The sequence below is a fragment of the Streptomyces sp. TS71-3 genome (assembly GCF_018327685.1).
Classification (GTDB): Bacteria; Actinomycetota; Actinomycetes; order Streptomycetales; family Streptomycetaceae; genus Streptomyces.
In genome coordinates, this window is sequence record NZ_BNEL01000001.1 from 5,695,171 (window position 1) to 5,721,491 (window position 26,321).

Annotated in this window: 22 protein-coding genes; 10 read left to right on the forward strand and 12 right to left on the reverse strand. The window is 72.7% G+C overall.

Going from position 1 to position 26,321, the window contains the following annotated elements:
* Positions 1–7 precede the first annotated feature (7 nt).
* From Sm713_RS23300 to Sm713_RS23320, 5 genes are all read right to left on the reverse strand, one after another.
* Positions 8–1,471: an MmgE/PrpD family protein gene (locus tag Sm713_RS23300; RefSeq protein ID WP_212911489.1), complete on the reverse strand. Its 1,464-nt coding sequence runs from the start codon at positions 1,469–1,471 to the stop codon at positions 8–10.
* The gene (locus Sm713_RS23305; protein ID WP_212911490.1) at positions 1,471–2,334 is read right to left on the reverse strand and encodes a cyclase family protein; all 864 of its coding nucleotides are present in this window, start codon (positions 2,332–2,334) and stop codon (positions 1,471–1,473) included. The genes Sm713_RS23300 and Sm713_RS23305 overlap by 1 nt, the downstream gene beginning before the upstream one ends.
* Before the next feature lie 198 nt (positions 2,335–2,532).
* Positions 2,533–3,405, reverse strand: coding sequence for a CoA ester lyase (locus Sm713_RS23310; RefSeq protein ID WP_212911491.1), 873 nt, complete (start codon positions 3,403–3,405; stop codon positions 2,533–2,535).
* Positions 3,402–4,619: a CaiB/BaiF CoA-transferase family protein gene (locus tag Sm713_RS23315; RefSeq protein ID WP_212911492.1), complete on the reverse strand. Its 1,218-nt coding sequence runs from the start codon at positions 4,617–4,619 to the stop codon at positions 3,402–3,404. The genes Sm713_RS23310 and Sm713_RS23315 overlap by 4 nt, the downstream gene beginning before the upstream one ends.
* Complete coding sequence (locus Sm713_RS23320; RefSeq protein ID WP_212911493.1) at positions 4,616–5,446, reverse strand: IclR family transcriptional regulator; 831 nt, start codon at positions 5,444–5,446, stop codon at positions 4,616–4,618. Before Sm713_RS23320 ends, Sm713_RS23315 begins: the two co-directional genes overlap by 4 nt.
* Before the next feature lie 246 nt (positions 5,447–5,692).
* Between Sm713_RS23320 and Sm713_RS23325 the strand changes: the two genes are divergently transcribed.
* The 4 genes from Sm713_RS23325 to Sm713_RS23340 are packed head-to-tail and all read left to right on the forward strand — an operon-like array spanning position 5,693 to position 10,635.
* On the forward strand, positions 5,693–7,135 hold the full coding sequence (locus Sm713_RS23325) for an MmgE/PrpD family protein (protein WP_212911494.1): 1,443 nt from the start codon (positions 5,693–5,695) through the stop codon (positions 7,133–7,135).
* A complete protein-coding gene (locus Sm713_RS23330) occupies positions 7,132–7,767 on the forward strand; it encodes an aspartate/glutamate racemase family protein (RefSeq protein WP_212911495.1) in 636 nt (211 codons plus the stop codon). The genes Sm713_RS23325 and Sm713_RS23330 overlap by 4 nt, the downstream gene beginning before the upstream one ends.
* Complete coding sequence (locus Sm713_RS23335) at positions 7,764–9,152, forward strand: FAD-binding protein (protein ID WP_212911496.1); 1,389 nt, start codon at positions 7,764–7,766, stop codon at positions 9,150–9,152. The genes Sm713_RS23330 and Sm713_RS23335 overlap by 4 nt, the downstream gene beginning before the upstream one ends.
* A 16-nt stretch (positions 9,153–9,168) precedes the next feature.
* Entirely contained in the window at positions 9,169–10,635 is a 1,467-nt protein-coding gene (locus tag Sm713_RS23340) for a dihydroorotase family protein (RefSeq protein ID WP_212911497.1), read from the forward strand.
* A 405-nt stretch (positions 10,636–11,040) separates the two neighbouring features.
* Here the strand turns inward: Sm713_RS23340 and Sm713_RS23345 are convergent, their stop codons facing one another.
* Positions 11,041–12,669, reverse strand: coding sequence for an MFS transporter (locus Sm713_RS23345; protein ID WP_212911498.1), 1,629 nt, complete (start codon positions 12,667–12,669; stop codon positions 11,041–11,043).
* Between the two features lie 112 nt (positions 12,670–12,781).
* Here Sm713_RS23345 and Sm713_RS23350 point away from each other — a divergent pair, with 112 nt between their 5' ends.
* Positions 12,782–13,801, forward strand: coding sequence for an Lrp/AsnC family transcriptional regulator (locus tag Sm713_RS23350; protein WP_212911499.1), 1,020 nt, complete (start codon positions 12,782–12,784; stop codon positions 13,799–13,801).
* A 9-nt stretch (positions 13,802–13,810) separates the two neighbouring features.
* Here the strand turns inward: Sm713_RS23350 and Sm713_RS23355 are convergent, their stop codons facing one another.
* The 5 genes from Sm713_RS23355 to Sm713_RS23375 form a co-directional block, all read right to left on the reverse strand.
* Positions 13,811–14,536, reverse strand: a complete 726-nt coding sequence (locus Sm713_RS23355) for a bifunctional 2-polyprenyl-6-hydroxyphenol methylase/3-demethylubiquinol 3-O-methyltransferase UbiG (protein WP_212911500.1) — start codon at positions 14,534–14,536, stop codon at positions 13,811–13,813.
* A 267-nt stretch (positions 14,537–14,803) separates the two neighbouring features.
* The gene (locus tag Sm713_RS23360) at positions 14,804–15,856 is read right to left on the reverse strand and encodes a PhlD (RefSeq protein WP_212911501.1); all 1,053 of its coding nucleotides are present in this window, start codon (positions 15,854–15,856) and stop codon (positions 14,804–14,806) included.
* Between the two features lie 134 nt (positions 15,857–15,990).
* Positions 15,991–16,806, reverse strand: a complete 816-nt coding sequence (locus tag Sm713_RS23365; RefSeq protein WP_212911502.1) for a helix-turn-helix domain-containing protein — start codon at positions 16,804–16,806, stop codon at positions 15,991–15,993.
* 471 nt (positions 16,807–17,277) lie between these two features.
* A complete protein-coding gene (locus tag Sm713_RS23370; RefSeq protein ID WP_249416456.1) occupies positions 17,278–17,550 on the reverse strand; it encodes a hypothetical protein in 273 nt (90 codons plus the stop codon).
* Complete coding sequence (locus tag Sm713_RS23375; RefSeq protein ID WP_212911503.1) at positions 17,547–17,828, reverse strand: hypothetical protein; 282 nt, start codon at positions 17,826–17,828, stop codon at positions 17,547–17,549. Before Sm713_RS23375 ends, Sm713_RS23370 begins: the two co-directional genes overlap by 4 nt.
* Positions 17,829–18,100: 272 nt before the next feature.
* On the opposite strand from Sm713_RS23375, the gene Sm713_RS23380 reads away from it, so the two are divergent.
* Both Sm713_RS23380 and Sm713_RS23385 read left to right on the forward strand, forming a co-directional pair.
* A complete protein-coding gene (locus Sm713_RS23380) occupies positions 18,101–18,538 on the forward strand; it encodes a cupin domain-containing protein (RefSeq protein WP_212911504.1) in 438 nt (145 codons plus the stop codon).
* Between the two features lie 103 nt (positions 18,539–18,641).
* Entirely contained in the window at positions 18,642–19,844 is a 1,203-nt protein-coding gene (locus Sm713_RS23385; RefSeq protein ID WP_212911505.1) for a CaiB/BaiF CoA-transferase family protein, read from the forward strand.
* A gap of 12 nt (positions 19,845–19,856) precedes the next feature.
* On the opposite strand, the gene Sm713_RS23390 is transcribed toward Sm713_RS23385, so the two are convergent.
* The gene (locus Sm713_RS23390) at positions 19,857–20,633 is read right to left on the reverse strand and encodes an IclR family transcriptional regulator (RefSeq protein ID WP_249416457.1); all 777 of its coding nucleotides are present in this window, start codon (positions 20,631–20,633) and stop codon (positions 19,857–19,859) included.
* 88 nt (positions 20,634–20,721) lie between these two features.
* Here Sm713_RS23390 and Sm713_RS23395 point away from each other — a divergent pair, with 88 nt between their 5' ends.
* From Sm713_RS23395 to Sm713_RS23405, 3 genes are all read left to right on the forward strand, one after another.
* Positions 20,722–21,888, forward strand: coding sequence for an alanine--glyoxylate aminotransferase family protein (locus Sm713_RS23395; RefSeq protein ID WP_212911506.1), 1,167 nt, complete (start codon positions 20,722–20,724; stop codon positions 21,886–21,888).
* A gap of 35 nt (positions 21,889–21,923) precedes the next feature.
* Positions 21,924–24,851 carry an FAD-binding and (Fe-S)-binding domain-containing protein gene (locus Sm713_RS23400; RefSeq protein WP_212911507.1) on the forward strand — a complete coding sequence of 976 codons (2,928 nt, stop codon included), beginning with the start codon at positions 21,924–21,926 and terminating at the stop codon, positions 24,849–24,851.
* Positions 24,852–24,951: 100 nt separating this feature from the next.
* Complete coding sequence (locus Sm713_RS23405) at positions 24,952–26,286, forward strand: MFS transporter (RefSeq protein WP_212911508.1); 1,335 nt, start codon at positions 24,952–24,954, stop codon at positions 26,284–26,286.
* Positions 26,287–26,321: the final 35 nt, after the last annotated feature.

Genomic DNA, 26,321 nt, shown 5'->3' on the forward strand with positions numbered 1-26,321 from the left:
TCCTGCCTCATGTGCCGGCCGCCACCGCGGACAGCGCACGGGTCAGGCCCGTGGTGTCCTTGGCGGCGGTGATGTTCCACACCTCCTCGGCCAGCGCCCGCACCGCTGACTCGTCGCCGGCGCCGAGGGCGTTGGCGAGGAACTTCGCGGTGAGTTCCGTGGCGTCCAGAGGGTCCTGCGGGCTCCCCCTGTTGACCATGACACGTTCGGTCACGGTGGATCCGTCGTCGAGTTCCGCCGTGAGGACGGCCGGGAACTGGTGCGGGAAGACGGCGGTGCACTCCTCGTCCGCGACGCAGGTCACGCGCCCGGCCAGGTCGAGGCGCCGGGGATCGGCCGCCGCCTCGTCCGTGAAGTCCTGGTGGAACACTCCGAGTCCGCGGCCCGGAGCGCCGGGTTCCGCGAGCAGTCCGGCCGCCACGGTGTAGGGGCCGCTGAACGCCGCGTGGTAGCCGGAGCGCGGGCGTTCCTTCTCGGCCGCGGGCTCCGCGATGGTGCGCAGGACGGGGGCCGGCACGCCGAGCGTCAGCCGGGCGATCTGCCCGGGGTCGACGCCGCGGCGGCGCAGCCGCATGGCGGCGTCCACGCCCGCGTGGGTGAAGTGGTTGCACGGGTACGGCTTGATGAACAGCCGGGACAGCTCCCAGCGCTCGCCGAGCCCGTCGGTGGTCGCCGCCACCGCGGCGTCCCGGTCGAAGCGCTCGCCGCAGAACGCCTGGAAGAAGCCGAAGCGGCCCTCCAGGACGGTGGGCGGCCCGGTCAGGCCGAGCCGTGCCATGTCGGCCGCGACCACACCGGCGTGCGCGGCCCAGCCGCAGTGCACCCGCTTGACGGTGCCCCCCGTGCGGTTGGCCTCGATGATGCCGGAGCCCATGCTCGCCGCGATGCCGATCGCCGAGCGGATGCCGTCGGTGTCCAGGCCGCGCAGCATCGCGGCGGCCACCGCGGCACCGATCGCGCCGCAGATGGCGGTGGCGTGCAGCCCCCGTTCGAAGAACACGGAGTTGCCGAGCTCCTCGTCGTACTGCGCCATGCCGAGCCTGCACGTGACCTCGATGCCGACGGCCGCCGCGTCGAGGAGCCCCGCCCCGGTGGCGCCGACCGCCTCCGCGGTGGCGAGGGCGGCGGGCAGGACGGACGCCGACGGGTGCAGCACGGACGGCAGATGGGTGTCGTCGAAGTCCAGGCTGTGCGCGAGAGTGCCGTTGACCAGCGCCGCCGACGGCGCGGGCAGCCGGGTCGCGGAGCCGATGACGGTCGCGGCGGGGGTGCCGCCCCACTCGTCCACCAGCTCCCGCACCGCGGTGCCGGGCCGCTCGTGCAGCGCGGCGAGGCTGTTGCCGAGCAGGTCGAGCAGGTGGCCGGCGGCCTTCTCGCGCAGGTCGGCGCGGAGTTCACCGTCCCGGATCCCGGCGGCGAACTCCGCGAGCCGCTGGGCGGGGGTGGCCGTGGTCGTGGCGTGCGTGGTCATCAGGCCACCACCGCGACCGGGCGGATGGGGGAGCCGGTGCCGCCGACGATCCTGAGCGGGGCGACGACGAAGAGGAACGCGTGCCGGCCCGTGGCGGCCAGGTCCTCCAGCGCGAGGTGCTCCATGATGTAGACGCCGTGGTCGACCAGCAGCAGCCGGTGGACCGGCAGGACGCTGTGGCCGGCGCCCGGCGGTATCTGCTCGCAGGCGGTGGTGTCGGAGCCGACAGCCCGGACGCCGCGTGCCACGAGCCAGCTTCCCGCGTCCTCGGTGATGCCGGGCACCCCGGACTCCTTGCCGAGATAGGCGGCCGGGTCGCCGAAGTTCCTCGCCCAGCCGGTGCGGACGAGCGCGACGTCACCAGGCCGGGGCTCCGCGCCGCCCTGCTCGGCGGCGCGCTCCAGGTCGGCGGCGGTGACGCCGTACCCTCCGGGCAGGGTGTCGACGCCGTGGCCGGCGGCGGCGTCGAGGAGGACCCCGCGGGTGACCATGGCGGGGGTCTGCTCGGCGCCGTGCTGCGAGAACGCCCCGCCGGTCTGCGCCTCGGCGGCGTCGATCCCGCCGTGCAGCATGCCGTTGTGGCTGACGTGGGAGAGCGCGTCGATGTGGGTGCCGACGTGGCCCCCGGTGACGATCACCTCGTTGGCGGCGGAGCCGCCGTCCGGGCGGACCATGTCGCCGTGCCGGCGGGCCAGCGTCATGCGGAAGCCGGGGTGGTTGGGCGAGCACGGCATCCCGGTGAACAGCGGCTGTCCCAGCTCGACGATGTGCGGGTCCGCCGGCAGAGCGTCCAGCAGGGGATTGGCCGACCGCTGGTACGGCTGGGATGGCTGCGATGCCTGGGGTGGCTGGGATGAGGTCATGGCCTGCCTTGCGTGGAGAGTGGTGGAGGAGCGGTACGCGTCCGCTGCTCGGTGGTGTTCCGGTGTTCGCGGGGGTGGGCCCGTGGGGTCGGGGTGGGGGCCCGTGGGGTCGGAGTGGGGCCCGTGGGGTTGGGGTGGGGCACGTGGGGTCGGAGTGGGGCCCGTGGGGTCGGGGTGGGCCCGCGTGGCCGCGGGCGTTCAGCCCGCGCGGTCAAGCACCCATCGGGCGCGGGCCACGACCGCCGGATCGATCAGGCGGCCGCGGTCGTCGAGCCACGCGGCGCTGCCGGCCTCCTGGGCCCGGCGGAGGGAGTCGACCAGCCGGCGCGCTTCCTCGACCTCCTCGGAGCGGGGGGTGAAGACCGCGTTCACGACGGGCACCTGCTTGGGGTGGACGACGGATCGGCCGAAGAAGCCCTGGGCACTCGCGCGTTCGGTGGTGGCGGCGAGTCCGTCGAGGTCCGTCACGTCCGTCCACACGCTCTGTACCGGGCTCGGGAGCCCGGCCGCGCGTGCCGCGTTCACGATGCGTGCGCGCGCCCAGTCGAGCGCCTCGTCGCCGTGCACCCGGAGGTCGGCGCTGAGATCGGCCTCGCCGAGCGAGAGGAACGTCACCTGCGCCGCCGCAGTGGCGAGTTCGAAGGCGCGCTCGACCGCGAGCGCCGTCTCGAAGAGCAGGTGCAGGGGTGCGTCCACATGGCGCAGCACGGTCGCGACGTCCTCGGGGCTCTCGCACTTGGGGAGCCGCAGACCCTGCACGGGGGCGCCGGCGAGGGCCGCCAGGTCGGCCTTCCCGTAGGGGAGTGCGACCTGGTTGACACGGAGCCACAGCGGTTTGGGCCAGTCCTCTCCGACGGCCTTGACGGCGGCCGCGCGCGCCTCGTCCTTGCGGTCGGGCGGCACGGCGTCCTCCAGGTCGAGGACGACGGCGTCCGCCTCGCCCCGCATCGCCTTGTCGAGGAGGTCGGGGCGGATGGCGGGGACGTACAGCCAGGACCGTATGCCGGTGCGGCCGGCGGTGCCGGCGCTGGTCTCGGTGCTGCTGCCGGGGTCCGTCGCGCGGGTGCTCATACGACGCCCCGCTGCGTGAGGGAGGCGATCTCGTCCGCGCCGACGCCGTACGCGCCGAGCACCTCCGCGGTGTCGCGGCCCTTGCGGGGACCGGGCCAGCGGACCTGCCCCGGAGTGTCGCTGAGCCGGAAGGGCACGTTCTGGAATCTGATGGTGCCGAGTTCCTCGTCCTCGACCGAGGTGACCGTCTTGAGGGCCTGGAACTGCGGGTCGGAGAAGATGTCGCTCATGTCGTAGATCGGTGCCACGGCGGCCTGGGCCTCCTCGAAGGCCGCCATCACCTCGGCGCGGGTGCGCTCGGCGATCCAGGAGCTGACCGCGCCGTCCAGCTCGTCCGCGTGCCGGGCCCGCTCGGCGCCCGAGGCGAACCACGGCTCGTCGATGTACTCGGGGTGCCCGACCAGGCGCAGCACCCGCTCGGCTATGGACTGCGCGCTGGTGGAGACGGCGACCCACGTGCCGTCCTTCGTGCGGTACGTGTTGCGGGGGGCGTTGTTGGCCGACCTGTTGCCGGTCCGCTGCTGGAGCTCGCCGAGCTGGTCGTAGGCGATGGCCTGCGGTCCGAGCAGCGTGATCATCGGCTCGATGATCGCCAGGTCGAGCACCTGGCCGCGGCCCGTGCGCTCCCGGGCGTGCAGCGCGGTCATGATGCCGAACGCGGCGGTGAGCGCGGACACGCCGTCGGCCAGTCCGAACGGTGGGAGGGTCGGCGGCCCGTCGGGCTCGCCCGTGATGGCGGCGAAGCCGCTCATCGCCTCGGCGAGCGTGCCGAAGCCCGGCCGCTTGGCGTAGGGGCCCTGCTGCCCGAACCCGGTGACCCGCGCGAGGACCAGGCGCGGGTTGGCCTCGGCGAGCGTCTCGTAGCCGAGACCCCAGCGCTCCAGCGTGCCGGGCCGGAAGTTCTCGATGACGACGTCCGCGTCGGCGGCCATGCGGCGGAAGATGTCCTGGCCCTCGGGACTGCCGAGGTAGAGGGTGATCGCCTTCTTGTTGCGGGAGAGCATCTTCCACCACAGGCCCACCCCGTCCTTGCTGGCGCCGTGGTGGCGTACCGGATCGCCCTTGGGGTGCTCGACCTTGATGACCTCGGCGCCGAAGTCGGCGAGCAGGGTGGCGGCGAGGGGGCCCGCGAAGAGCGTGGCGATGTCCAGCACCTTGATGCCGTCGAGGGCCGCTCGGCCGTCCACGTGGGGCCCGGGTGGGGTGTGGGTCATGGGGGTCCTTCCGTCATCGCGTGGGAGCCGGCCGTGGGGGAGGCCGCCCGACCGCCGGCGTTGGTGGCCTTCCAGCCGAGCTGGGTGGAGATCTCACGGGCCGCCTCGACCACGCGGGGCGCGCAGTCGCGGACGAACTGCGGGGTGAAGCGGGAGCGCGGGCCGCACACGGACACCGAGCCGCGGACGTCGCCGTCGAGGCCGAACACGGGGGCGGCGACGGAGCCGGCGTCGGCCTGGCGCTCGCCCTGGGAGCTGGCGTATCCGAGCTCCCTGACCGCGGCCAGTTCGGTGCGGAGCGTCTCGGGGTCGGTGATGGTCCGGTCGGTGAGCACGGCGAGTTCCGCGGTGAGGATCTCCTCGCGCCGCCGCTGCGGCAGGAAGGCGAGGAGGCACTTGCCGGAGCTGCCGGCGTGCAGGGGGAACCTGCGGCCGAGTTCGACGGTCATCTTCACCTCGTGGGTGCTGACGATCTGGTCGACGTAGGCGCGCCCACCGGGCACGGGGGCCGTGAGCGTCACCGTCTCCTGCGTCTGGAGCTGGAGCCGCCGAAGTGCTTCGGCGGCGACGGCTCGCAGGTCGAACTCGCGCAGGGCGCGGGCTCCGAGCGCGGCGGCGGTCGGGCCGAGACGGTACAGGCGCGTCCGCTCGTCGAGGACCACCATGCCGCGGGCGACGAGCGTCTGCAGGATGCGGTGCACCACGGCTTTGCTGAGGCCGAGTTCGCGTGCGATCCAGGACACCCCGAGGTCGTCGGGTGCGTCGGTGAAGAGCAGGAGCACGTCGATCACTCGCCCTGCGGTCTCGGTTCCGGGTCGGGTCGTCATGGGCCCATTCTCTTCCGCCTCCCTTGGCCGCGATCCGGAGCCTCCCCGAATCGGACGCTTCTGCTGTACCGCTCAATGGAACGCCAGGGAAGCATTGACGCCGGGCCCGGTCAAGGGGTGATGCCCAGGAAATATCGGCGTTACATGGATCTTGCCGGGAGGTATTGACGTTCTTTTGCCAGCGCTGGAATCATCGAGTCCGTTAGCTGTTCCGCTGAACGGAACGCTAGGGAAGGAGGTGGGCAGGTGCCCCCCGATCCGCCCGGAGCAGATCCGCACCGGCCGGGCGACGCCAAGGAAGCAGCCCGGCGCCACACCGCGGACCTCGGGTGCTGGGCCGCCCGGCTCTCCTGGTCCGACGTGCCCGACAGCGTCCGCGAGCGCCTCTCGCTGGTCCTGCTCGACACCCTGGCCGTGACGCTCGCCGGTGCCCGCACCGAGGGCCAGCGCCGCATCCGGGCCGCCTGGCCCACGCCCCCGGGGGACGCCCCCGTGCTCGGCGCGGGTGTCCTGACGCAGGCCGACACCGCCGCATACCTGAATGCGACCGCCCTGGTGTGCAGCGAGCTCGACGAGGGCGGGAAGTACGCCAAGGGCCACCCCGCGGGGCACGCGTTCCCCGCGATCCTCGCCCTGGCCGCATCGATGGGCTCCCCCGGGGAAGCGACCGCGCGGGCCCTGCTCGCCGGCTACGAGGTCGCCGCGCGCTTCGGCCGCGCCACCTCGCTCGCTCCCGGCGTCCACCCGCACGGGAACTGGGGGGTGACCGGTGCCGCCGCGGGCTGCGCGATCCTGCTCGGCCTGCCCGCATCCCAGGTCGCGGCGGCTGTCGACACCGCCGCGGCACTGCCGGTCGCCGGGCACTTCGACTCCGCGCTCGACGGCCACCGCGCCCGGGACGCCTGGATGGCCGCGGCCGCGGTGAACGGGCTGGCGGCGGCGCGGCTCGCCGCCGCCGGCGTCGTGCGCAACACCGGCACGGCCGCCCTGTCGCTCGGCCGGCTCCTCGGCGACTTCGACGCGCCGGTGCTCACCGGCGCGCTGGGCGAGGACTGGCAGATCGAGCACAACTACTTCAAGCGGCACGCCGCGTGCTCGTACACGCACCCGGCCGCCGACCTCGCCCTGGAACTGCGCGCCCGGCACCTTTCGACCAGGACGGGCGCCCAGGTGGTCGACGCCGTGACGGAGGTCCGCGTGGACACGCACGCGCTGGCCGCACCGCTGAACCGCACGCGCTGGGACGGCGGCCTGGCCGCGATGTTCTCCATCCCCTACACCGTCGCCACCGCTCTGCTGGACGGCGCGGTGGCCCCCGGCACGGCGGACGCGACCGAGGCCGACCGGCCCGACATCCACGCCCTGGCCCGCAAGGTCGCGGTCGCCGAGGACCCGGCACTGACCGCTCGCCTGCCGCGCGAGCGCCCCACCCGCCTGACCGCGGTCCTCGAAGGCGGCCGGCGGGTGGAGCTCCGCGCACCGGGCCCCGTCGGGGACAGCGACCACCATCCGTTCACACCGCACTCGCTCGCCGCGGTGCTCGCCGATCTGCTGGGCGACGGCGCCCTGGTGGACCGGCTGCGGCGCACGGCGGACGACCTGCCGGCGGCCGGCGACGTGGGACCGCCGCTGCGAGAGCTCGCCCGCCTCACCACCGGCACGGCAGCGGCACAAGGAGGCATCGCATGAGAATCCTCTCCGTCACCCCGATACGGGTGGGCGCCGGCGAACTGGCCCGGCGCCGCGACCGCTACCGGCGCCTGGCGCCGCCCGGCGTGGAACTCGTCCTTGAGGAGGTGGGCGAGGACGCACCCGAGCAGTTCGCGACCCCCGACGACATCGCCGCCTCGACCGCCTCGGTCACCGCGGCACTGGCCGCGGCCCCGGACGGGGACCTCGCCTGCCGGATGCCGGACTGCGTGCTCGACCCCGCCGTCCCCGTGGAACCGGACGGCGCGGCGGTCCCGACCGTCGGCATGCTGCGGCTCAGCGCGGCGCACCTCGTCGCCAGCGGGCGCACCTTCGGCGCCGTCACCCGCAACCACGCCATCGGCGAGGCGCTCGCCCGGCGGGTCGAGGAGTACGGGTACGGGCCCTGGTTCGCCGGTGTGATCGTGCTCGACCTCGCCTTCGACGCCATCCCCGACACCGGCCGCTGGAACGGCGCCGTGCGCGCCGCGCTCGACGGCTTCGCCGCCCGGGGCGTGACGGCCGTGATCAACGGCTGCTCGGCCGTCGACACCGACGCGCCGCACCCGGTGGAGCTCGTGGACCCGGCCGCGCTGGCCCTGCGGCTGCTCGCTGCGGGAGCCCGGCCGTGACCGGGCAGGCGGAGGACTTCGCCGTCGACCTGGTGGTGGCGGGAGCCGGCGGCGGCCTCGCCGGGGCGCTCAGGGCGGCCGAGCTCGGCCTCAGCGTGCTCGTCGTGGACCCCGACGAGCAGTTCCTGCGCGGCAACAACACCTCGATGTCCACCGCGATGATCCCCGGCGCGGGCTCGCGCTGGCAGCGCGCCGCCGGGGTCGAGGACGGCCCCGCCCGCTTCCTCGCCGACATCACCGCGAAGACCCACGGCACGGCCGACCCGGCGCTCGCGGCCGCCCTGGCCAGGGTCAGCGCGCCGCTGGTGGAGTGGCTGGCCGACGCGGTGGACGTGCCGCTGCACCTGGTGCGCGACTTCAGCTATCCGGGCCACAGCGCCGACCGGCTGCACACCGTCGAGGGGCGCCACGGATCGGCCCTCCTGCGCCACCTGCACGAACGGGCCCGGCGCTCCCCCTCGATCGACCTGCTGGTCCCCGCGCGCCTCGTGGACGTCGAGCGGGGCGCGGAGGGCGGGGTCACCGGCGCGGTCGTCGAGTACCCGGGCGGCCGCCGGGAGGCCATCGCCACCCGGGCCGTGCTGCTGGCGACCAACGGGTACGGCGCGAACCGCGAGCTGGTGGCGGAGAACATACCGGACATCTCGGCCGCCGATTACCATGGCGGTCAGTTCTCCACCGGAGACGGCCTGGCGATCGGGCTGCGGCACGGCGCGCGGTCCGCCTTCATGGACGCCTACCAGGGCCATGCGGCCCTCGCGCGCCGCTCGCGGACGCTGGTGGGCTGGGCCACGATCATGCACGGCGCGATCATGGTCGACGAGGGTGGCGAGCGGTTCGGGGACGAGACCACCGGCTACTCGGAGTACGCGGCGGCACTCGCCGCCCGTCCCGGTGCGCACGGCTGGATCGTCCTGGACCGCCGCATCCACGACCTGTGCCTGTCGTTCGCCGACTTCCGCCAGACCGTGGAGGCGGGGGCGGTGGTGTGGGCGGAGGATCCCGCCGCGCTGGCGGAGCGCGTCGGCTGTGACGCGAAGGCGCTCGCGGAGTCGGTGTCGGAACAGGTAGCCCTGGCCACCGGGGCGGCCGGGGGAGACCGGTTCGGCAGGACCTTCCTCGAGGAGCCGTTGCAGGGGCCGTTCGCGGCCGTCGAGGTGATCCCCGCCCTGTTCCACACCCAGGGCGGCCTCGTGGTCGACGGCGAGGCCCGCGTCCTCGGCGGGGACGGGGTGCCGATCCGCGGCCTCTTCGCCTCGGGCGGGGCGGCGCACGGCATCTCCGGACGGGGCGCCGACGGGTATCTGGCGGGCAACGGCCTGCTTCCGGCACTCGGACTCGCCTGGCAGGCGGCCACCGCCCTGTCCGGCACCACTGCACACTGAGAGAGGCACAGGCACCATGACCGAACTGGATCTGCTGATCAAGAACGTGCGTCTGGTGAAGCACGACGCCCCGGACATCCCCACCACGGACATCGGCGTCAAGGACGGCGTGTTCCACCGCATCGCCCCCGGCATCCCGGCCTCCGGCGCCGCCCAGGTGGTCGACGGCAAGGGGCTGCTCGCCTTCCCCGGCGTCGTCGACGCCCACCAGCACTGGGGGATCTACAACCCGCTGTCGGACGACACGGTGACCGAGAGCCGCGCCTGCGCCCAGGGCGGTGTGACGACGGCCCTCACGTACATGCGGACCGGGCAGTACTACATGAACCGCGGCGGCAGCTACGACGAGGTCTTCCCGCTCGTCCTCGACGCATCCGAGGGCCGGTCGCACGTCGACTACGGCTTCCACCTCGCGCCCATGCAGAAGTCGCACATCGACGAGATCCCCGAGCTCATCGCCCGCTTCGGCGTCACCTCGTTCAAGGTCTTCATGTTCTACGGCAGCCACGGCCTGCACGGGCGCTCCGCCGACCAGAACTCCTTCCTCATGATCCCGCCCGGTGAGCGCTACGACCTGGCGCACTTCGAGTTCGTGATGCGCGGCGTGCAGGCGGCACGCAAGGCGTACCCGGAGCTCGCGGACAGCATCTCGCTCTCCCTGCACTGCGAGACCGCCGAGATCATGACCGCGTACACCAGACTGGTCGAGGAGGAGGGCAGGCTCGACGGCCTCGCCGCCTACAGCGCCTCGCGCCCGCCGCACTCGGAGGGACTCGCGGTCACCATCGCGAGCTACCTCGCGGCCGAGACGAACCTGCCGAACATCAACCTGCTCCACCTGTCGTCGCGCAAGGCGATCGAGGCCGCGATGCTGATGGCGAAGACGTTCCCCCAGGTCGACTTCCGCCGCGAGGTGACGATCGGCCACCTGCTCGCGAACATCGAGACCGCCTCCGGCGTCGGCGGCAAGGTCAACCCCCCGCTGCGCCCGCAGGAGGACGTGGACGCGCTGTGGGAGCACCTGGTGGCCGGCGACGTCGACTGGGTCGTCAGCGACCACGCCTGCTGCAAGGAGGAGACGAAGTTCGGCGACCCCAAGAGCGACGTGTTCGCGGCCAAGTCCGGGTTCGGTGGCACGGAGTACCTGCTGCCGGGCCTCGCGGGCGCGGCACCCGCCCACGGCCTGCCGCTGCAGAAGGTCGCGGAGCTCACCTCATGGTCCCCGGCACAGCGCTTCGGGCTGTCCACGAAGGGGCAGATCGCCGAGGGCTACGACGCCGACCTGGCACTCGTCGACCCGTCGGCGTCCTGGACCGTGGACGCCGCCGACTCGGAGTCCGCACAGGAGTACACGCCGCTGCAGGGCCTGGAGGTGGGCGCACGCGTGGAGTCCACGTTCCTGCGCGGCACGCAGGTCTACGGCGACCGCAAGGTCATGGGCGCCCCCCGGGGCCGCTACCTGTCGCGGCCCACCAAGCGGTGAGGTCCCGCAGCCCGGCGGATCAGATCGAACGGGGGAGCGGCGCGCGGCGGCCGGGGACGGGGGGCCGGGTGGCCCACCGCCCCGGCGTCTTCGGCGACCCGTCCGCCGGCGACGCGTCCTGCTGCGACCCGTCCTCCAGCGACCCGTCCTCCCGAGGATCCCGCCGGCCGGCCCTAGGTCGTGTCCGGCGGATCTTCGTGGGCCCGCGACTCCCCCACTGCCTGAAGGGCGTGGGTGGGGGTACCTCCCACGCCCGTTCAGGGCAGTGGGGGAGTGCCCCCAGTACCGCACCTCGCCGCGTTGTCGGAGTCATCCGGGTACGCCCAGTACGAGGATGATCCTCCGCCTTGCGATGCACGGCACCAGACGCCGCAGGCTGATCCACGAAGATCCGCCGGACACGACCTAGCCGCGCTCGGCCGGACTCGCCGCAGACCGTACCGGCACGTCCCCCGCCTGTACGGCCGGTGAGCCGCGCTCGGCCGGGTCGCCCCCGACCCGCGTGCCGCTCCCGACCCGGGCCGCCGCCCGGTCCTGTGGCCGTACCAGGACCAGCACGAGCAGTCCGCCGACGAGGGTCGCGACGGCCGACAGCAGGAAGATGCGGTCGAGGCCGTCGGCGAAGGCCTGGCGCACCAGGTGCCGGAACGCGTCGCGGTGAGTGGCGGGTACCGCCGACAGCAGGCGCCGCGCCTGTCCCGCCGCCAGCGCGGAGGCGGCCCGGTCGGGATCCGGCACCGTGCCCGGCCCCGCGAGTGCGGCGGCGGCCCGGCTGGTGAAGACCGCGCCGAGCACGGCTATCGCCAGGGTCATGCCCAGCTGGCGGAAGGTGTTGACCGCGCCGCCGGCCATCCCCGCCTGCCGCGGCGGCACGGTGGAGGTGGCCGCCGAGACCAGTACCGGAGTGGCGAGCCCCACGCCGATCCCGGAGACCACCAGGCCCCCGATGAGAGACGCCTGCCCCGAGCCCGCCGTCACTCCGGCCCACATCAAGAGCATGCCGGCCGCGACGAACAGCAGACCCGCGCCGATCGGCAGCCGCGGAGCGAACCGCTGCATGTGCCGCCCGGCCACGGCCGCCACGAGGAACGACGCCCCCGCCAACGGCGTCAGCGCCAGACCCGCCGCCACAGGGCTGAGGTCCAGGACGGACTGGAGCCACAGCGAGACCAGCACCAGGGAGCCGAAGGCCCCGCCCTGCAACAGCAGCGCACCGCCCATCAGGCCCGCGAAGGACGGGCGGCGCAGCAGCGCCGGATCCAGCATCGGGGTGCCCGCGCGCCGCGCCGTACGGTGCTCGATCACCCCGAACGCCGCGAGAGCCAGCACGGTGACGGCGAACGACGCCAGGATCTCGGCCGAGGTCCAGCCCGCCTCCGCGCCCCGGATGAGCCCGTAGGTGAGTGCGCCCGCGGCGGCGGTGAAGGCCGCCGCGCCGGGGAGGTCGACGCGGGCACGCGTGCCGGGGCCGGTCGGCGCCGGCCGGTCGGCGTGCACCACGCGCAGCGTCAGGGCGATGGCGACCGCGGCGATCGGCAGGTTGACCCAGAAGATCGCCGGCCAGTTCAGGTGCTCGGTGAGCAGGCCGCCCATCAGGGGCCCCGCGGCGGCGGCCGCCCCGTTGGCCGCGCCCCACACGCCGAAGGCCGTCCCCCGGTCCCGGCCCTGGTAGGAGGCGAGCAGGAGGGCGGGCGCCGTGGCGAACATGGCGGCGCCGCCTACCCCCTGCACCACACGGGCGGCGATCAGGACCTCCGCGGTGGGGGCGAGGCCGCACAGGAGGGAGGCCGAGGCGAAGAGCGCCAGACCGTACACGTAGAACCGCCGGTGGCCGAACCGGTCCGCCAGGGACCCCGAGGCCAGGAGCAGGGCGGCGAGAGCCAGCGCGTATCCGTCGATCACCCATTGCAGCGAGGTGAAGGAGGCGTCGAGGTCGTCGGCGATGCTGGGGAGCGCCACGTTCACGATGGTCACGTCCACCAGCAGGATGAAGGCGCCAAGGCAGACCGCCAACAGGGGCCACCACTTGCGCATGTCGGTTCTCCGTTCACGATAGGGCGTGCTGTTCGGCACCGAGTCTCGGGCACCTCAAGCGATCCAATAAGCTGGAAGCCTCCTCTTGCGCGGATCCGACATCATGGATGCCGTGAAGACGTATCTCGACACCCCACGCCATGCTGCTCGGCCGCTTTCGGACGAGGACATGGCGCTCGCGCAGGCCCTCCAGATCAACGGACGGGCCTCGTTCCGGGAGATCGCCGACGCCCTCGGGATCTCCGACCAGACCGCCGCGCGCCGCTGGGCGCGGCTGCGGTCCGCCGGGAAGCTCCGGGTCCTCGGACTCACCGACCCGCGGCGGCTCGGGGACTCCGGCTGGCTCATGCGCGTGCGGTGCACGCCCGACGCAGCCGCCTCCATCGGGGAGGCGATGGCCCGGCGGACGGACACCAGCTGGGTCCACCTCTGCTCCGGCGGCACCGAGATCAACTGCGCGGTGCGCACCCGCGGCCCCGTGCTGGAGGACTCACCGCTGCTCCAGAAGCTGCCGCGCACGCCCCAGGTGGTGGACGTGGCGGCGCACTGCTCGTTGCACATCTTCTTCGGGCAGGACCTCAGCTCCATCAACAAGCGAGGGCCGCTGACGGCGGCGCAGATCGAGGCGCTCACCCCGCGGGTGGTACCCGAGCCGGCCACGGGCGCCGCAGCCCCGGTCGCGCTGGACGACGGCGACCGGCACCTGCTCGATCTGCTGGCCCGGGACGGCAGGGCGGCTCCCGGTGAACTGGCCGCCGCGACCGGCCTCTCCCCGTCGACCGTGCGCCGCCGCATCGCCGAGCTCAGGGCGGCCGGCGTCCTGTACTTCGACGTCGAGTACGGCCCCGACGTCCTCCGGCAGAACTTCCGAGCGGCCCTCTGGCTGGAGATCGACCCCTCCCGCCTCGCCGAGGCGGGAGAAGCGCTCGCCGCACACCCCGAGGTGGCCTTCGCCACCGCCGTGACCGGAACGACCAACCTCTACGCGAGCGTCGACATCCCCAGCGCGGAACTCTTCTACCGCTACCTCACCGAGTCGGTGGCCACCCTGCCGGGCCTGCGTCACACCGCGACGACCCCCGTCCAGACCACCTTGAAGGGCCCGGGGCCCTACCGGATGCTCCAGTCCTAGCCGCGCGGCCTACGGACGCCGTGCCACGAACACGAACTCCTGGCCCGGCCGGTCGGGAGCCCCGCGGACGCCGTCAACGACATACCCCAGCGCGACCAGGTCGGCCTCGATCTCGTGGCGTTCGCGGAACCGCAGCGTCGAATGCGAGGTCAGCACCTGCTCGTCGGCGGCGAAGACGTAGGTCGACCGGAACGTCACCAGAGGCGGGCTCACGTCCGTCACCTGGAACCAGGTCTCCACGGCGCCCACGCCCGGGATCTCCGCCAGATGGTGGGCGTCCTCGTTGCCCCACTCCTCCCAGGCGCGCCGGCCCGGATCCCGGGTCTCGAACACCAGCCGCCCGCCCGGCCGCAGCGACGCGTGCGCCCTGCGCAGGGTCTCCTGCCAGACTCCCGGGTCCACGATGGCCTGGGCGACGTTGCCCGTCATGGTCGCCAGATCGACCTGGAGGGGCGGGAGCGCCGTCGCGTCGCCGTGGATCCAGCGGATCCGTTCAGCGCCCGGCTTGCCCCGGGCCACGTCCAGGGACGCGCGGGCGGGGTCGACCCCGACGACATCGACCCCGCGGTCGGCCAGGAGGTGGGCGAGCACTCCCGTCCCGCAGCCGATGTCCAGCAGGCGACGTGTCCCGAACTCCTCGGCCATGCGGAGGTAGGCGTCGAGGTCACCGCGGTCGCGGTTCAGCGGGTCGTAGATCGCGGCGAGCCGTGGATGCCCGAAGCACTCGTCAACCATGCGGGCGACGGTAGGGGGCACCGCTCCGAGGCTCCAACAGGTTTTCGCTGCGGCTCCCGCGGGGGCCTGCGGCTCCTTCGCGCCGTCGCCCGGAGGCACCGGGGTTCGCACGGCTGCCCGGGACCTGCTGTGGGGCGACGTGGGCGCCCGCCCTGACAGGGGATGGGGGCGGGTGCGGAGTTGTGGCCCGCTGGGGGTGGTGGCGGGCCTTTCCGGGGTGCCGGGGTCCCTCAGGCGCCGTGCCGAGGTCTCCCGGGTGCGCTGGTCCTAGCCGGCCCAGGTTCCGTGCAGGGCGGAGACGCTGAACCCGGGCCCGTAGGCGACCATCAGCGCTTCCGCGCCTTCGGCGGGCGGGTCGCCGTGGGTGCGTTCGAGGACGCGGAGGACGGACACGCCGCCGAGGTTGCCCTCTTCATTGAGGGTGTCCAGGGAGTGGCGGGCGTCCGCCTCGGTGAGGTCGACCGCGGTGGCGGTGTCGAGGATGATCGGCTTGGACCCGGGGTGGATGACCGGCACGTCGATCCGCTGGCCGTCGAGCCAGGTCACGATGGTGGGCATGGCGTCCTTGGCCGCGCGGGTGGCGGCCCGGGTGGAGTCGAAGTGCAGGCCGTGGTCGTCGATGCGGCCGGTGTAGCGGTGCAGGGAGTCGGGGAGGATGAACTCCAGGGTGTCCTCGGGGCCGTTGACCGTGAGCCCGGGCCCCAGCGGATCACCGCTGGTGATGACGGTGGCGGCGGCGGAGTCCCCGAACAGCGCCTTGTAGATCATGTGCTCGATCGCGGTGTCCTGGTGGTTGTAGACGGTGGACAGGACCTCGGCGACGAGCACGAGTATGCGTGAGCCGGGCCGCAGCATCGCCAGTTCACAGGCGCGGATGAGGGCGTGGACTCCGCCCGCGCACGCCAGGGTGGTGAGCGGCAGGCGGCGTGTCGTGGGCTTGAAGCCGAGGTTGTGTATGAGGTGGACGTCGAGGTTGGGGATGGCCCAGCCGGTCGCGTGGCTGGTGACGATGGCATCGATGTCGCAGGGGCGCAGGCCGTGTTGGCTCAGCGTGGTGAGGGTCGCGGCCTCGGCCATGGCGAGGGCGTCGGTGAACGCGCGTGGTGCACGTCTGCTGATCGTGGCGTCGCCGGAGATGGTGGGCGAGTCCAGGGGTTGGGTGAAGTAACGGGTCTGCACCCCGCAGTTGGCGATGACGCGCAGGATCGCGGCGAGCCGGGGATGGTCGGGGTGGCGGGCACGGATGTCGTCGACGATTTCGGCGGTGGTGATTTTGTGGGCCCCGAGAACGGTTGCGGGCCGGGCGATATGAACGGGCATTGGGTCCCCCAGAGGTGAGCTGCACCTGATTGGGTCAACGTACGGCAAAGTTGGCTTGTTCGTTTCCCTTGCCGTTCAGGGGAATGGTGTCGTTCCGCTCACCGAACCGGGGCAAAGGCAGACCTTTAGAATCTTCAGTCTGCCTGGAGCATCGGGGGCCTGCCAACGGTCCGGCGCGGACCTTGCCGAAAAACGAGAATCATGAAGCGCGAGCCGGGTGCCGCGAGCGGCTGGGCCACGCACATCGTCACCCAGCCCGGGCCCTCGGTCGAGTGCCGGATGGGCCGCTCGTCCCCGTCGGGGTGGATGGACGCCCCGCCCACCTCGTACAGGGGCCGGGCCGCCGGGTCGTCGAGGACCTCGTTCTCTATCTGCCGCAGCACCTTGTCGTCCGGGCGCTGGGCGAGTGCGGCCTGGAGCTGGGGCATGACCAGCGGCGCCCAGGCGGTCGCCCAGTCCGTGAGCTGCTCGCGTCCGTCGAGCAGCATCCAGCGCATCGTGTTGGCCGGCGCGCGCCCGGTGTCGAAGAGCTGGTGGAAGAGGGTGTTGCAGGTGAGGATGTTCCAGGAGGCGTCCGTGACGTAGGCCATGTGCCCGCAGCCGGCCACGGCGTCCTCCCAGGCGATGGGGACGGCGTGCCCGCTGGTGTCGTACAGGGGGCCGGGCGGGTCCTCGCCGCGTGCGTACCTGCACAGGCTGATCCACTCCTGCTCGTTGAAGACGAACAGGCTGGCGACATGCCGCAGGAGGTCGACGGGCGGGTTGGGGTACGCGCCGGACTCCAGGCGGTGGTACGTGCCGATGGAGCGGTCGATGAGCTGGTCGACCTGGTGCTGGGAGAGTCCGGGCGCGCGGCGTCCCTGGCCGGTCGGTCTGGTCAGGCCGTGGGTCTCCGGGGCTATGAGGGCGCGGCGGTCTTTGAGGAGTCGGTTCAGTGCTTGCTTGTTCACCGGTGGGGTTACTCCGAGGCGTGTTGATTGCTGGTCAGTGTAATTAGTGCGGCGGTATTTACTCCTAAAGATCTCCCGTAGAAAACCGGTCAGCGTGTGATGCATGCTCGGTGCAGCGAGGCGCCCCTGGTGGGTTGCTGGTCGGCAATGCCCGCATTTCCGACCGCAGTAACCGCAGGGGCCCCGGAACCACGACCAGGGGGCACACGGATCGGGTGTCGTATCCCGAAAGCGGGAATCGCACCACGACGCCTGAAATGCCGACAGTTCCCCGATCGTGTCCGGACTGCCAGGCTGCGGCCGGTGCCCAATCGCCCTACACCAGGGGCCCGGCACCGGCCGCCGGCATGACGCGGGCCTCGCGGGGGACGCGCCCCTGCCGATGCGTTCACCGAGGCAGTGCCGTGGACGGCCGCGCGTGTCGTGGGCGGCCGTGAGAGGGCCGCCGCCGTGAGGCCCCCGAAAGTACGGTCAGTTCATCCAGACGAGCACGGGGACCCGTATCTGCTGCTGCTCGGGCACGATCAGGTACTCGATGATGACCGGCTCGCCGGGGATCTCCAGGGAGTGCCGCAGCCCGGTGTCGTCCAGCGGGTCTCCCGGCGCCGGCCGCCCCAGGTCGCAGGCGCTGCCCGCCTCGATCGCCAGGGCCCGCAGGAAGTTCGCGGTGGCCTTCGCCAGGGCAGGCGGCATGGCGAGCACCGTCTGAGTGGGGATCTCCCCGGCAAAGACGCTCCAGCTCACCGACGTCCCTCGACACGGGCGGCGAGGTCGTCCACGGAGACGAGGGCCCGCCCGGCCGACGCGTTGGCGCGGCTGGCCTCGGCGCCCGGCGCCGCGTCCAGCATCGCGGCCTTCCACCACCGGCGCATGACCCCCGGCACGGCGGTCTCGTCGGCGGCGAGGACCTCGCTGTAGAAGAGGGCCCGCTTGGCGCCGGTGAGCGCGTCGCCGATGGCGTTGATGGTGTGCGGGATCGCGGTGACCGGGTACTCGACCGGGAACTCGGGCTGGGCGGTCACGGTGGTCCCCTTCTCCGTCTGCTCGCTGGACGTCTACCCCGCGGCGCCATCCGCGAAGCCGGCGTCACCGAGCTCTGTGCTGAGCCCATCTTGCCAGGAGCGGGGGCCGGGGGAGGAGAGGTCGCGCGCGCCGGTTCGGGATCGAAGCGGGTTCCCTGCCAACGCGGTTGCCCGGCCCGGCCCCGGCGCGGTGCTGCGCGGGCCCGGCACGCCGAAGGCCCAAAGACGGGTGCCGGCACCGCCCCGGCAGGGCCGTGCGGAAGGATGGGGCCATGGCCGATGTCTCTGAACTCATCTCCCACCTCGGGCTCCAGCCGCACGTCGAGGGCGGCTGGTACCGCGAGACCTGGCGGACGTCCGCAGGCGCCCTGCCTCCCGGCTACGGGGCCGAACGGTCCTTCGCGACCGGGATCTACTTCCTGCTGCATCCGGGGGAGGTGTCCCGCTGGCACCGCGTCCGGTCGGACGAGATGTGGCTGTGGCACCGCGGCGGCCCGCTGCGGATGCGGCTGGGCGGGGACGGCGCCGCACCCGACGAGGCGGGCGCCGACGTCATCACGCTGGGGAACGGAGTCGAGCGCGGCGAGGTGCCGCAGCACGTCGTCCCCGGCGGGGTCTGGCAGAGCGCCGAACCCGCGGGCGCCGAACCGGTGCTCGTGACCTGCGTGGTCGCCCCCGGCTTCGACTTCGCGGACTTCGAGATGCCCTGACCGCCCTCGCCGGCCGGGTACCCGGGCTCTCGTCACGCATCCGACTTCTGCCTACTGTGGACAGAGCCCGACCACTGCCTACTGTGGACAGAAGCGAGGGTCCATGACGACGACAGCAACGGCCGCGCCGCTCGACGGGATCACGGTCCTTGAGGTCGGGGCCTTCATGGCGGCCCCCTACGCCACGATGCAACTGGCGGACCTGGGCGCGAGAGTCCTCAAGATCGAGAATCCGGAGGGCGGCGACGCCGTCCGCGCGACGGGGCCGTTCGTCGACGGGGAGAGCTCCGCGTTCCTCCGCCTCAACAGGAACAAGGAGTCCGTCGCCCTCGACCTCAAGACCGCGGACGGCAAGGCGGTCTTCCTGCGACTCGCCGCCGCGGCCGACGTCCTCGTGGAGAACCTGCGGCCCGGCGCGATGGCCCGGCTCGGCCTCGGCTACGACGACCTGCGCGCGCACAACCCCCGCCTGGTCTACGCTTCCGCCTCGGGCTGGGGCCAGGACGGCTCCCTCGCCCACCTGCCGGGTCTTGACATCATGGCGCAGGCCCGCGGCGGGCTGATGAGCGTGACCGGCCACCCCGGCGGCGAGCCGGCGAAGGCCGGGGTGCCGGTGTGCGACCTGGTCTGCGGCCTCTACGTCGCCCTGGCGGTGACCGCCGCGCTGCGCGAGCGGGAGGTCTCCGGGGCCGGGCAGCACATCGACGTCTCGCTGCTGGAGTCCGGGGTCTCGCTCGCCGTCTGGGAGGCCGGCATGTACTTCGGCGACGGCACCGTGCCGCGCCGCCACGGCTCCGCCCACCAGAGCCTGGCGCCCTACCAGGCCGTACGCAGCAAGAACGGCCACGTCACCGTCGGCGGCAACACCCCGAAGACCTGGACCGCACTGTGCCGCGCGCTCGGTCTCGACGCCCTGCTGGAGGACCCGCGCTATGCCGACGGCTGGACGCGGATGAGCCACCGGACCGAGCTCGTGGCCGCGATCGAGGAGGCCACCACCGCCCTCACCACGGAACGGATCGTGGAGCTCCTGGACGCCGCCGGTGTCCCCTGCGCGCCCATCGCGGACTACGCCGAGGTGTTCACCAGCGAGCACCTGAACGACCGCGGCTACTTCTGGGACGCCCCGCACCCCGCCGGCGGCGAGAGCCCGGTACGGCAGCTCGGCTCGCCGATGCGCTTCTCCCGCACGCCCGCGGTCCGCCGCGGCGCCGGACCGCTGCTGGGCGACGCGACCGCCGCGGTGCTGGCCGAGTTCGGCCGCGCCCCCGAGCCCGCACCCGGCGACGGCGGCCCGGGCGCGTGACCGCGCCCGGCTTCAGGCAGCCGCGGGCGGGTTGGGGCCGGAGGTGTACCCGAGACGCGCCGAGAGGGTCTTCGCCGCCTCGCTCACCACGGCACCGAAGAACGGCCGCGACTCGTCGGTCAACCTGCTCATCGGCACGTTCACGCTGAGGCTCCCGACCGGCTGCTTCGCCCCGCCCATGACGACCGCCGCGACCGAGCCCACGTCGGACCGCCACTCCCCGCCGTTGGTGGCATAGCCCTGCGCCCGTATCCGTTCCAGCTCGGCCAGGAGCCGTTCGGGATCGGTGATGGTCGTGTCCGTGTACCGCGGGAGGCCCTCGGCGAGCACCCGGTCGACCACCTCGGCGGGGCTGTTCGCCAGCACCGCCTTGCCGTTGGCGGACGCGTGCAGGGGCAGGGAGTGGCCCAGGGACATGTTGGTGCGCACGGCCTTGGACGTCTCCAGCCGCTCGATGAGCACCATCCTGTCCCCTTCGGGAACCGTGAGGTGGATCGTCTCGTCGGTGGCCCGCCGCAGCTCCTCCAGGATCGGCATGGCGGCGTTGCGCAGATCGAGGTCGCCGCTGGCGTGCCTGCCGACGTCCAGCGCCTTGGTCGTCACCACCCAGCGGGTGATCTCGCCTCCCGCTGGGCGGATCCACCCCGCCTCGCCGAGCGTGCGCAGCGCCCGCTGCACGGAGCTCTTCGGCATGCCCAGGACCCGCGACAGCTCACCGACGCCCACCGGCTGACGTGTCGCCACTTCTTCCAGCACCCGCAGGGCGTTGAGGACGTTCTGCATCTCCATTGACTCCCCGATAGCCCGACCCTAACATCACCGTACCTTTTTCCGGCACAGTGTGCCGCGAAACGGCACGGATGATGGGCGATCCTCAGTGACCACTCGCAGTGGGCGGCATTTCCTCCAGATCCCCGGCCCGACGAGCGTTCCCGACCGAGTGCTCAGGGCCACCGCACAACCCACCATCGACCATCGCGGAGCGGAGTTCGCCGAGCTGACGCTGGACCTCCTCCAGCGTCTGGGGCCGGTGTTCGGCACGGGCGGACCCGTCGTCGTCTACCCCTCCTCGGGAACCGGCGCCTGGGAAGCGGCGCTGGTCAACACCCTCAGCCCCGGCGACCGCGTACTGGCCTTCGAGACCGGCCACTTCGCCGGGCTCTGGCGCGCCATGGCCGAACGCCTCGGGCTGGAGGTGGACTTCGTGCCGGGCGACTGGCGGCGCGGCGTGGACCCCAGGGCCGTCACCGAGCGGCTGGCCGAGGACCGGACCCACTCCATCGCGGCCGTGATGGTCGTGCACAACGAGACCTCCACCGGTGTGACCAGCCGCGTGCCGGAGATCAGGGACGCCATCGACGAGGCCGGCCACCCCGCCCTGTTCCTGGTGGACACCATCTCGTCCCTGGGATCGATCGACTACCGGCACGACGAGTGGGGTGCGGACGTCACCGTCGCGTGCTCGCAGAAGGGCCTGATGCTGCCCCCGGGACTGGGCTTCAACGCGGTCAGCGCGAAGGCCCTGGCCGCCTCCGCCAGAGCCCGGCTTCCCCGGTCCTACTGGGACTGGACGCCCGTCCTCGAAGCCAACGAGCGCGGCTTCTACCCCTACACACCCCCCACCAACCTGCTCTTCGGCCTGCGGGAAGCCCTGCGCATGCTCGACGAGGAAGGCCTGGCGAACGTCTTCGCGCGCCACCGCCGCCACGCACGGGCCACCCGGGCCGCCGTGAACGGCTGGGGCCTTGAGGTGCTCTGCGCGGACGAGAGGGAGTACTCCGCCTCCCTGACCGCCGTGCTGCTGGGCGAGGAGCACGACGCGGACAAGGTGCGCCAGATCATCCTGGACCGCTTCGACATGTCCCTGGGCACGGGGCTGAGCAGGCTCGCGGGGCGGGTCTTCCGCATCGGGCACCTCGGCCACTTCAACGACCTGACCCTGGCGGGCACCCTCGCCGGCGTGCAGATGGGCCTGCAACTCGCGGGTGTCGACATCGACCCCGCCGGCCTGAACGCCGCGCTGGATCTGCTGCGCGCCGAGTGAACCGCGCCGGGCAACGACGTGAGGAGGAGCGGACGATGACCACCGTCAGCGGTGCCAGGGCCACCGGCGGGCACGTCGCCACGGCGGACCTCGCCGGCCGGCTTCGGAGAGAACTCGACGGCGAGGTGGCCTTCGACGACTACACCCGGCGCCTGTTCGCGCGGGACGCGAGCATGTACTCGATCACCCCCGCCGGCGTGGTCTTCCCCCGCCACGCCGGCGACGTGGCGGCCACGGTCGCGGCGGCCGCCGAGGCGGGCGTGCCGGTCCTTGCGCGCGGGGCCGGCACCAGTCTCGCCGGCCAGACCGTGGGACCGGGACTCGTGATGGACATGTCCCGGCACATGAACCGCATCCTGGAGATCGACGCCGAGAGCCGCACGGCCCTGGTCGAGGTGGGCGTGGTGCAGGACCAGCTCAACCGTGCCGCCGCCCCCGCGGGGCTGATGTTCGGCCCCGACACCTCGACCAGCAACCGCGCCACGATCGGCGGGATGATCGGAAACAACTCGGCGGGCAGCGGATCGGTCCGCTACGGGATGACCATCGACCACGTGCGCGAGCTCGACGTGGTGCTCAGCGACGCGAGCCTCGCGCACCTCGCACCGGTGGACGAGGCGGAGCGGGCCCGGCGCGCGCGGGCCGACACCCTCGAAGGCCGCATCCACCGGCGGCTGCCCGAGATCGTCGAGGCGAACTCGCGCGCCATCGCCGAGGGTTTCCCGAAGTTCTGGCGGCGGGCCGGCGGCTACCGGCTGGACCGGCTCGCCGGTGACGGGCCGTTCGACCCGGCCGCGTTCGTCGTGGGCTCGGAGGGCACGCTCGTGGTCGCCACCCGGGCCCTGGTCGGGCTCGTCCCCAAGCCGCTCCGCACCGTGATCGCGGTCGGCCACTTCACCTCGACGCCCGCCGCCATCGCGGCGACCGAGGACGCGCTCTCCTGCGATCCGGCCGCCGTCGAGCTCATGGACCGCACCATCCTCGACCTGTCCCGCCAGAAGATCGAGTACGCCTCGCTCGGCACCATCCTGGAGGGAGACCCCGAAGCGCTGCTCTTCGTGAGCTTCACCGGCGACGACGAGAGCGAGCTCGTGGGCCGGCTGAAACGGCTGTCGGCGCTGTGGCGGCGGCACGGCCACGGCTACCACACGCTGGAGGCCGTCACCGCAGGCGAGCAGTCCGCGCTGCTCAAGGTCCGCAAGTCGAGCCTGGGCCTGCTGATGGCCGCCAGCGTCGGCGCACGCCGGCCGCTGGCGTTCATCGAGGACACCGCCGTCGACCCCGCCCACCTCGCGGAGTACACCGAGCGCTTCAAGGCGGTCCTGGACCGGCACGGCCTGACCGCCGGCTTCTACGGGCACTGCTCGGTGGGCTGCCTGCACATCCGCCCCTTCCTCGACCTCACCGATCCCGCTCAGGTGGGCACCATGCGGTCGGTCGCGGATGAGATCAAGGACCTGGTCAGGGAGTACGGCGGCGCCAACTCCAGCGAGCACGGCGACGGCCTTGCCCGCAGCGAGTTCAACCGGGAGCTCTTCGGCGACGCGCTCTACGAGGCCATGCGCCAGGTCAAGCACGTCTTCGATCCGGACAACCGGATGAACCCGGGGAAGATCGTGGACGCCCCGTCGATGACGGACCACCTGCGGGACCCCGCGCTCGCGCCGCCGGCCGCACTGCGCACGCGCCTGTCGTTCGACGTGGTCGGCGGCATGCACGGCGCCGCGGACCGGTGCATGAACATCGGGCTCTGCCGCAAGAGCGACACCGGCGCCATGTGCCCCTCGTACATGGCCACGCTCCAGGAGGAGCACTCCACCCGCGGCCGGGCCAACGCCCTTGTGGGCGCCCTGTCCCAGCCCGACCCCAGGGCGGCGCTCGGCGACGAGCGGCTGCACGAGATCCTGGATCTGTGCCTCGGCTGTAAGGCCTGCAAGAGCGAGTGCCCGCTCGGCGTGGACATGGCCGCGCTCAAGACCGAGACGCTGTCACACCACCACGATCTGCACGGAACCCCGCTGCGGTCCCGTCTCTTCGGCGCGATCCGCTCGCTGAACCGCCTGGGCTCGGCCACCGCACCGCTGTCCAACCTGCCCGGGCGCATCCGCCCGCTGCGCCTGCTCATGGACCGGCTGCTCGGCATCACCGCGGCCAGGCCGCTGCCGGTGTTCGCACGGGACAACCTGCTGCGCTGGAACCGCCGCCGTACGCCAACGCCACCGAGCCCCGCCCAGGGCACCGCGGTCTTCCTCGCCGACTCCTTCACCACGTACACCGAACCGGACATCGGCCGGGCCGCGATCGAACTGCTGGAGCGGGCGGGGTGGCGGATCCAGCTGGAGGCCTCGGGCTGCTGCGGCAGGTCCAGCCTCTCCAAGGGCCTCGTCGACGACGCCCGCGACAAGGCACGCCACCTCGCCCGGGAACTCACCACCCGGGGCGAACCCGGCTCCCCGATCGTCGGCTGCGAACCTTCCTGCCTGATGACCCTGCGGGACGAGCACCTGTCGCTGCTGCCCGGCGACGAGGCGGTCAAGGACGTCGCGGGCCGCGTCAGGCAGGTCGAAGAGCTGCTGGCGGAGGCCCTCGACGACGGCCGGCTGCGGCTGAAGGCCGACTCCTGGCTCACCGGCCGCAAGCTGCTGTACCACGGCCACTGCCACCAGAAGGCGGAGGTGGGCACCGCCGCGACCATCGCCCTGCTGCGTCGGATCCCCGGCGTGAGCGTCGAGGAACTCGATGCCGGGTGCTGCGGCATGGCCGGCTCCTTCGGATTCGAATCCGAGCACTACGACCTGTCGATGACCGTGGGCGACGACCGCCTCTTCCCGGCCGTCAGGGCGGCGTCCGAGGACACCGTCGTGGTCGCGACCGGCGTCTCCTGCCGGCAGCAGATCTCCCACGGCGGCCGGCGCCGCGCCCACCACCCCGTGGAACTCGTCCGCTCCGTGCTCGACACCTGACACACCGGCCGGACAGGAGGTGACGCACCGCCCCGACGGACCTCTGTGCAGCCGGTGCGCGCAGGGGTCCGCGAGTCCGCACCCCCGAGGAGGTAGGTCCTTGGCCACGCACCCGTCCCCACTCCGGCGCCTGAGCGACCTGAGGCGATGGACCAGAATCCTGCCGGTCATCGTCTTCGTCTACGTCATCTGCTACATCGACCGAACCAACATCAGCTTCGCCCTGCCCCATCTAGAGGTGGACATGCACCTCTCCGGGGCGCAGCAGGGCTTCGTCAGCGGCGTCTTCTTCTGGGGCTACCTGGTCCTCCAGGTCCCCGGCGGGTACATGGCCGAGCGGTGGAGCGCGAAGCGGTGGATCGCGATCCTCATGGTGTTGTGGAGCGCGGCCGCCGTGGCATCGGGGCTGACGAACGACTTCACGGAACTCGTCATCGCCCGCTTCCTGCTGGGCGTCGCCGAGGGCGGCGTGCAGCCCGCGCTGATGGCCACCATCCGGTCGTGGTTCCCGTTCGCGGAACGCAGCCGGGCCTACGCCATCTTCAAGCTGTACACGCCGATCGCCGCCATCATCGCCGCCCCCTTCTCCGGTGTCATCCTCACCTACGGCGACTGGCGGTGGATGTTCATCATCCAGGGCGGCGGCCCGCTCCTGCTCGGACTCGCCGCATGGCTCGTCGTCATCCGCGACACGCCGGCGCAGGCGGAGTGGCTGTCGGCCCGCGAGCACGACCACATCGAGAAGTCCCGCACCGCCGAGGGCGAACCGCTCAAGCACCGCGGCACGTTCAAGGCGGCCTTCAGCAGCCCGATCGTCTGGCTCTTCGCCCTCATCTACACCCTGACCCAACTGGGCCTGCTCGGGCTGTCGATGTGGCTGCCGAGCGTCCTGAAGACGGCCTTCCACACCGATATGCAGGTCGGTCTCGTGGCGATACTCCCCCAGATCGCCGCCGGTCTGGCGATCATCATGGTCGGCAGGTCCGCGGACCGCCGCGGCAGGCACCCCACCCATATGTTCGCCGTCCTCGCCACCGGAGCCGTGGTGCTCGCCGGGGCCGGCCTCATCTCGGCCCACCAGAAGTGGCTCGTCCTCGCGGCGATGATCGTCGGCACCGCCGCGTCGATCGCCTGGTACGGGCCGTTCTGGGCCACCGTCACCAAGCTCACCCCGACGGCGGCCGCGGGCGCCGGCATCGGCATCATCAACGGCATCGGCAACCTCGGGGGCTTCTTCGGCCCCTACATCGGGGGATGGCTCAAGGACATCAGCGGTGGATACGCCCTCACCCAGGTGTTCTTCGGCGCCATCTTCGCGCTGGCCGCGCTGCTGGTCCTGACGCTGCGGAAGAGACTGCGCGAGGCGACGCGCACCCCGCCCGGGCAGACCGGGACGGCGGAAGCGGAGGGACAGGCAGCCGCCAGACCCGCCTGACCGCACCGCCATCCGCCCCCGCGGGCCGGACGCAC

Coding starts and splice junctions, on each gene's coding strand:
- Sm713_RS23300 (WP_212911489.1), bottom strand. CDS start 1,471: ATGACCACGCACGCCACGACCACGGCCACCCCCGCCCAGCGGCTCGCG.
- Sm713_RS23305 (WP_212911490.1), bottom strand. CDS start 2,334: ATGACCTCATCCCAGCCACCCCAGGCATCGCAGCCATCCCAGCCGTAC.
- Sm713_RS23310 (WP_212911491.1), bottom strand. CDS start 3,405: ATGAGCACCCGCGCGACGGACCCCGGCAGCAGCACCGAGACCAGCGCC.
- Sm713_RS23315 (WP_212911492.1), bottom strand. CDS start 4,619: ATGACCCACACCCCACCCGGGCCCCACGTGGACGGCCGAGCGGCCCTC.
- Sm713_RS23320 (WP_212911493.1), bottom strand. CDS start 5,446: ATGACGACCCGACCCGGAACCGAGACCGCAGGGCGAGTGATCGACGTG.
- Sm713_RS23330 (WP_212911495.1), top strand. CDS start 7,132: ATGAGAATCCTCTCCGTCACCCCGATACGGGTGGGCGCCGGCGAACTG.
- Sm713_RS23340 (WP_212911497.1), top strand. CDS start 9,169: ATGACCGAACTGGATCTGCTGATCAAGAACGTGCGTCTGGTGAAGCAC.
- Sm713_RS23345 (WP_212911498.1), bottom strand. CDS start 12,669: ATGCGCAAGTGGTGGCCCCTGTTGGCGGTCTGCCTTGGCGCCTTCATC.
- Sm713_RS23355 (WP_212911500.1), bottom strand. CDS start 14,536: ATGGTTGACGAGTGCTTCGGGCATCCACGGCTCGCCGCGATCTACGAC.
- Sm713_RS23360 (WP_212911501.1), bottom strand. CDS start 15,856: ATGCCCGTTCATATCGCCCGGCCCGCAACCGTTCTCGGGGCCCACAAA.
- Sm713_RS23380 (WP_212911504.1), top strand. CDS start 18,101: ATGGCCGATGTCTCTGAACTCATCTCCCACCTCGGGCTCCAGCCGCAC.
- Sm713_RS23385 (WP_212911505.1), top strand. CDS start 18,642: ATGACGACGACAGCAACGGCCGCGCCGCTCGACGGGATCACGGTCCTT.
- Sm713_RS23390 (WP_249416457.1), bottom strand. CDS start 20,633: ATGGAGATGCAGAACGTCCTCAACGCCCTGCGGGTGCTGGAAGAAGTG.
- Sm713_RS23400 (WP_212911507.1), top strand. CDS start 21,924: ATGACCACCGTCAGCGGTGCCAGGGCCACCGGCGGGCACGTCGCCACG.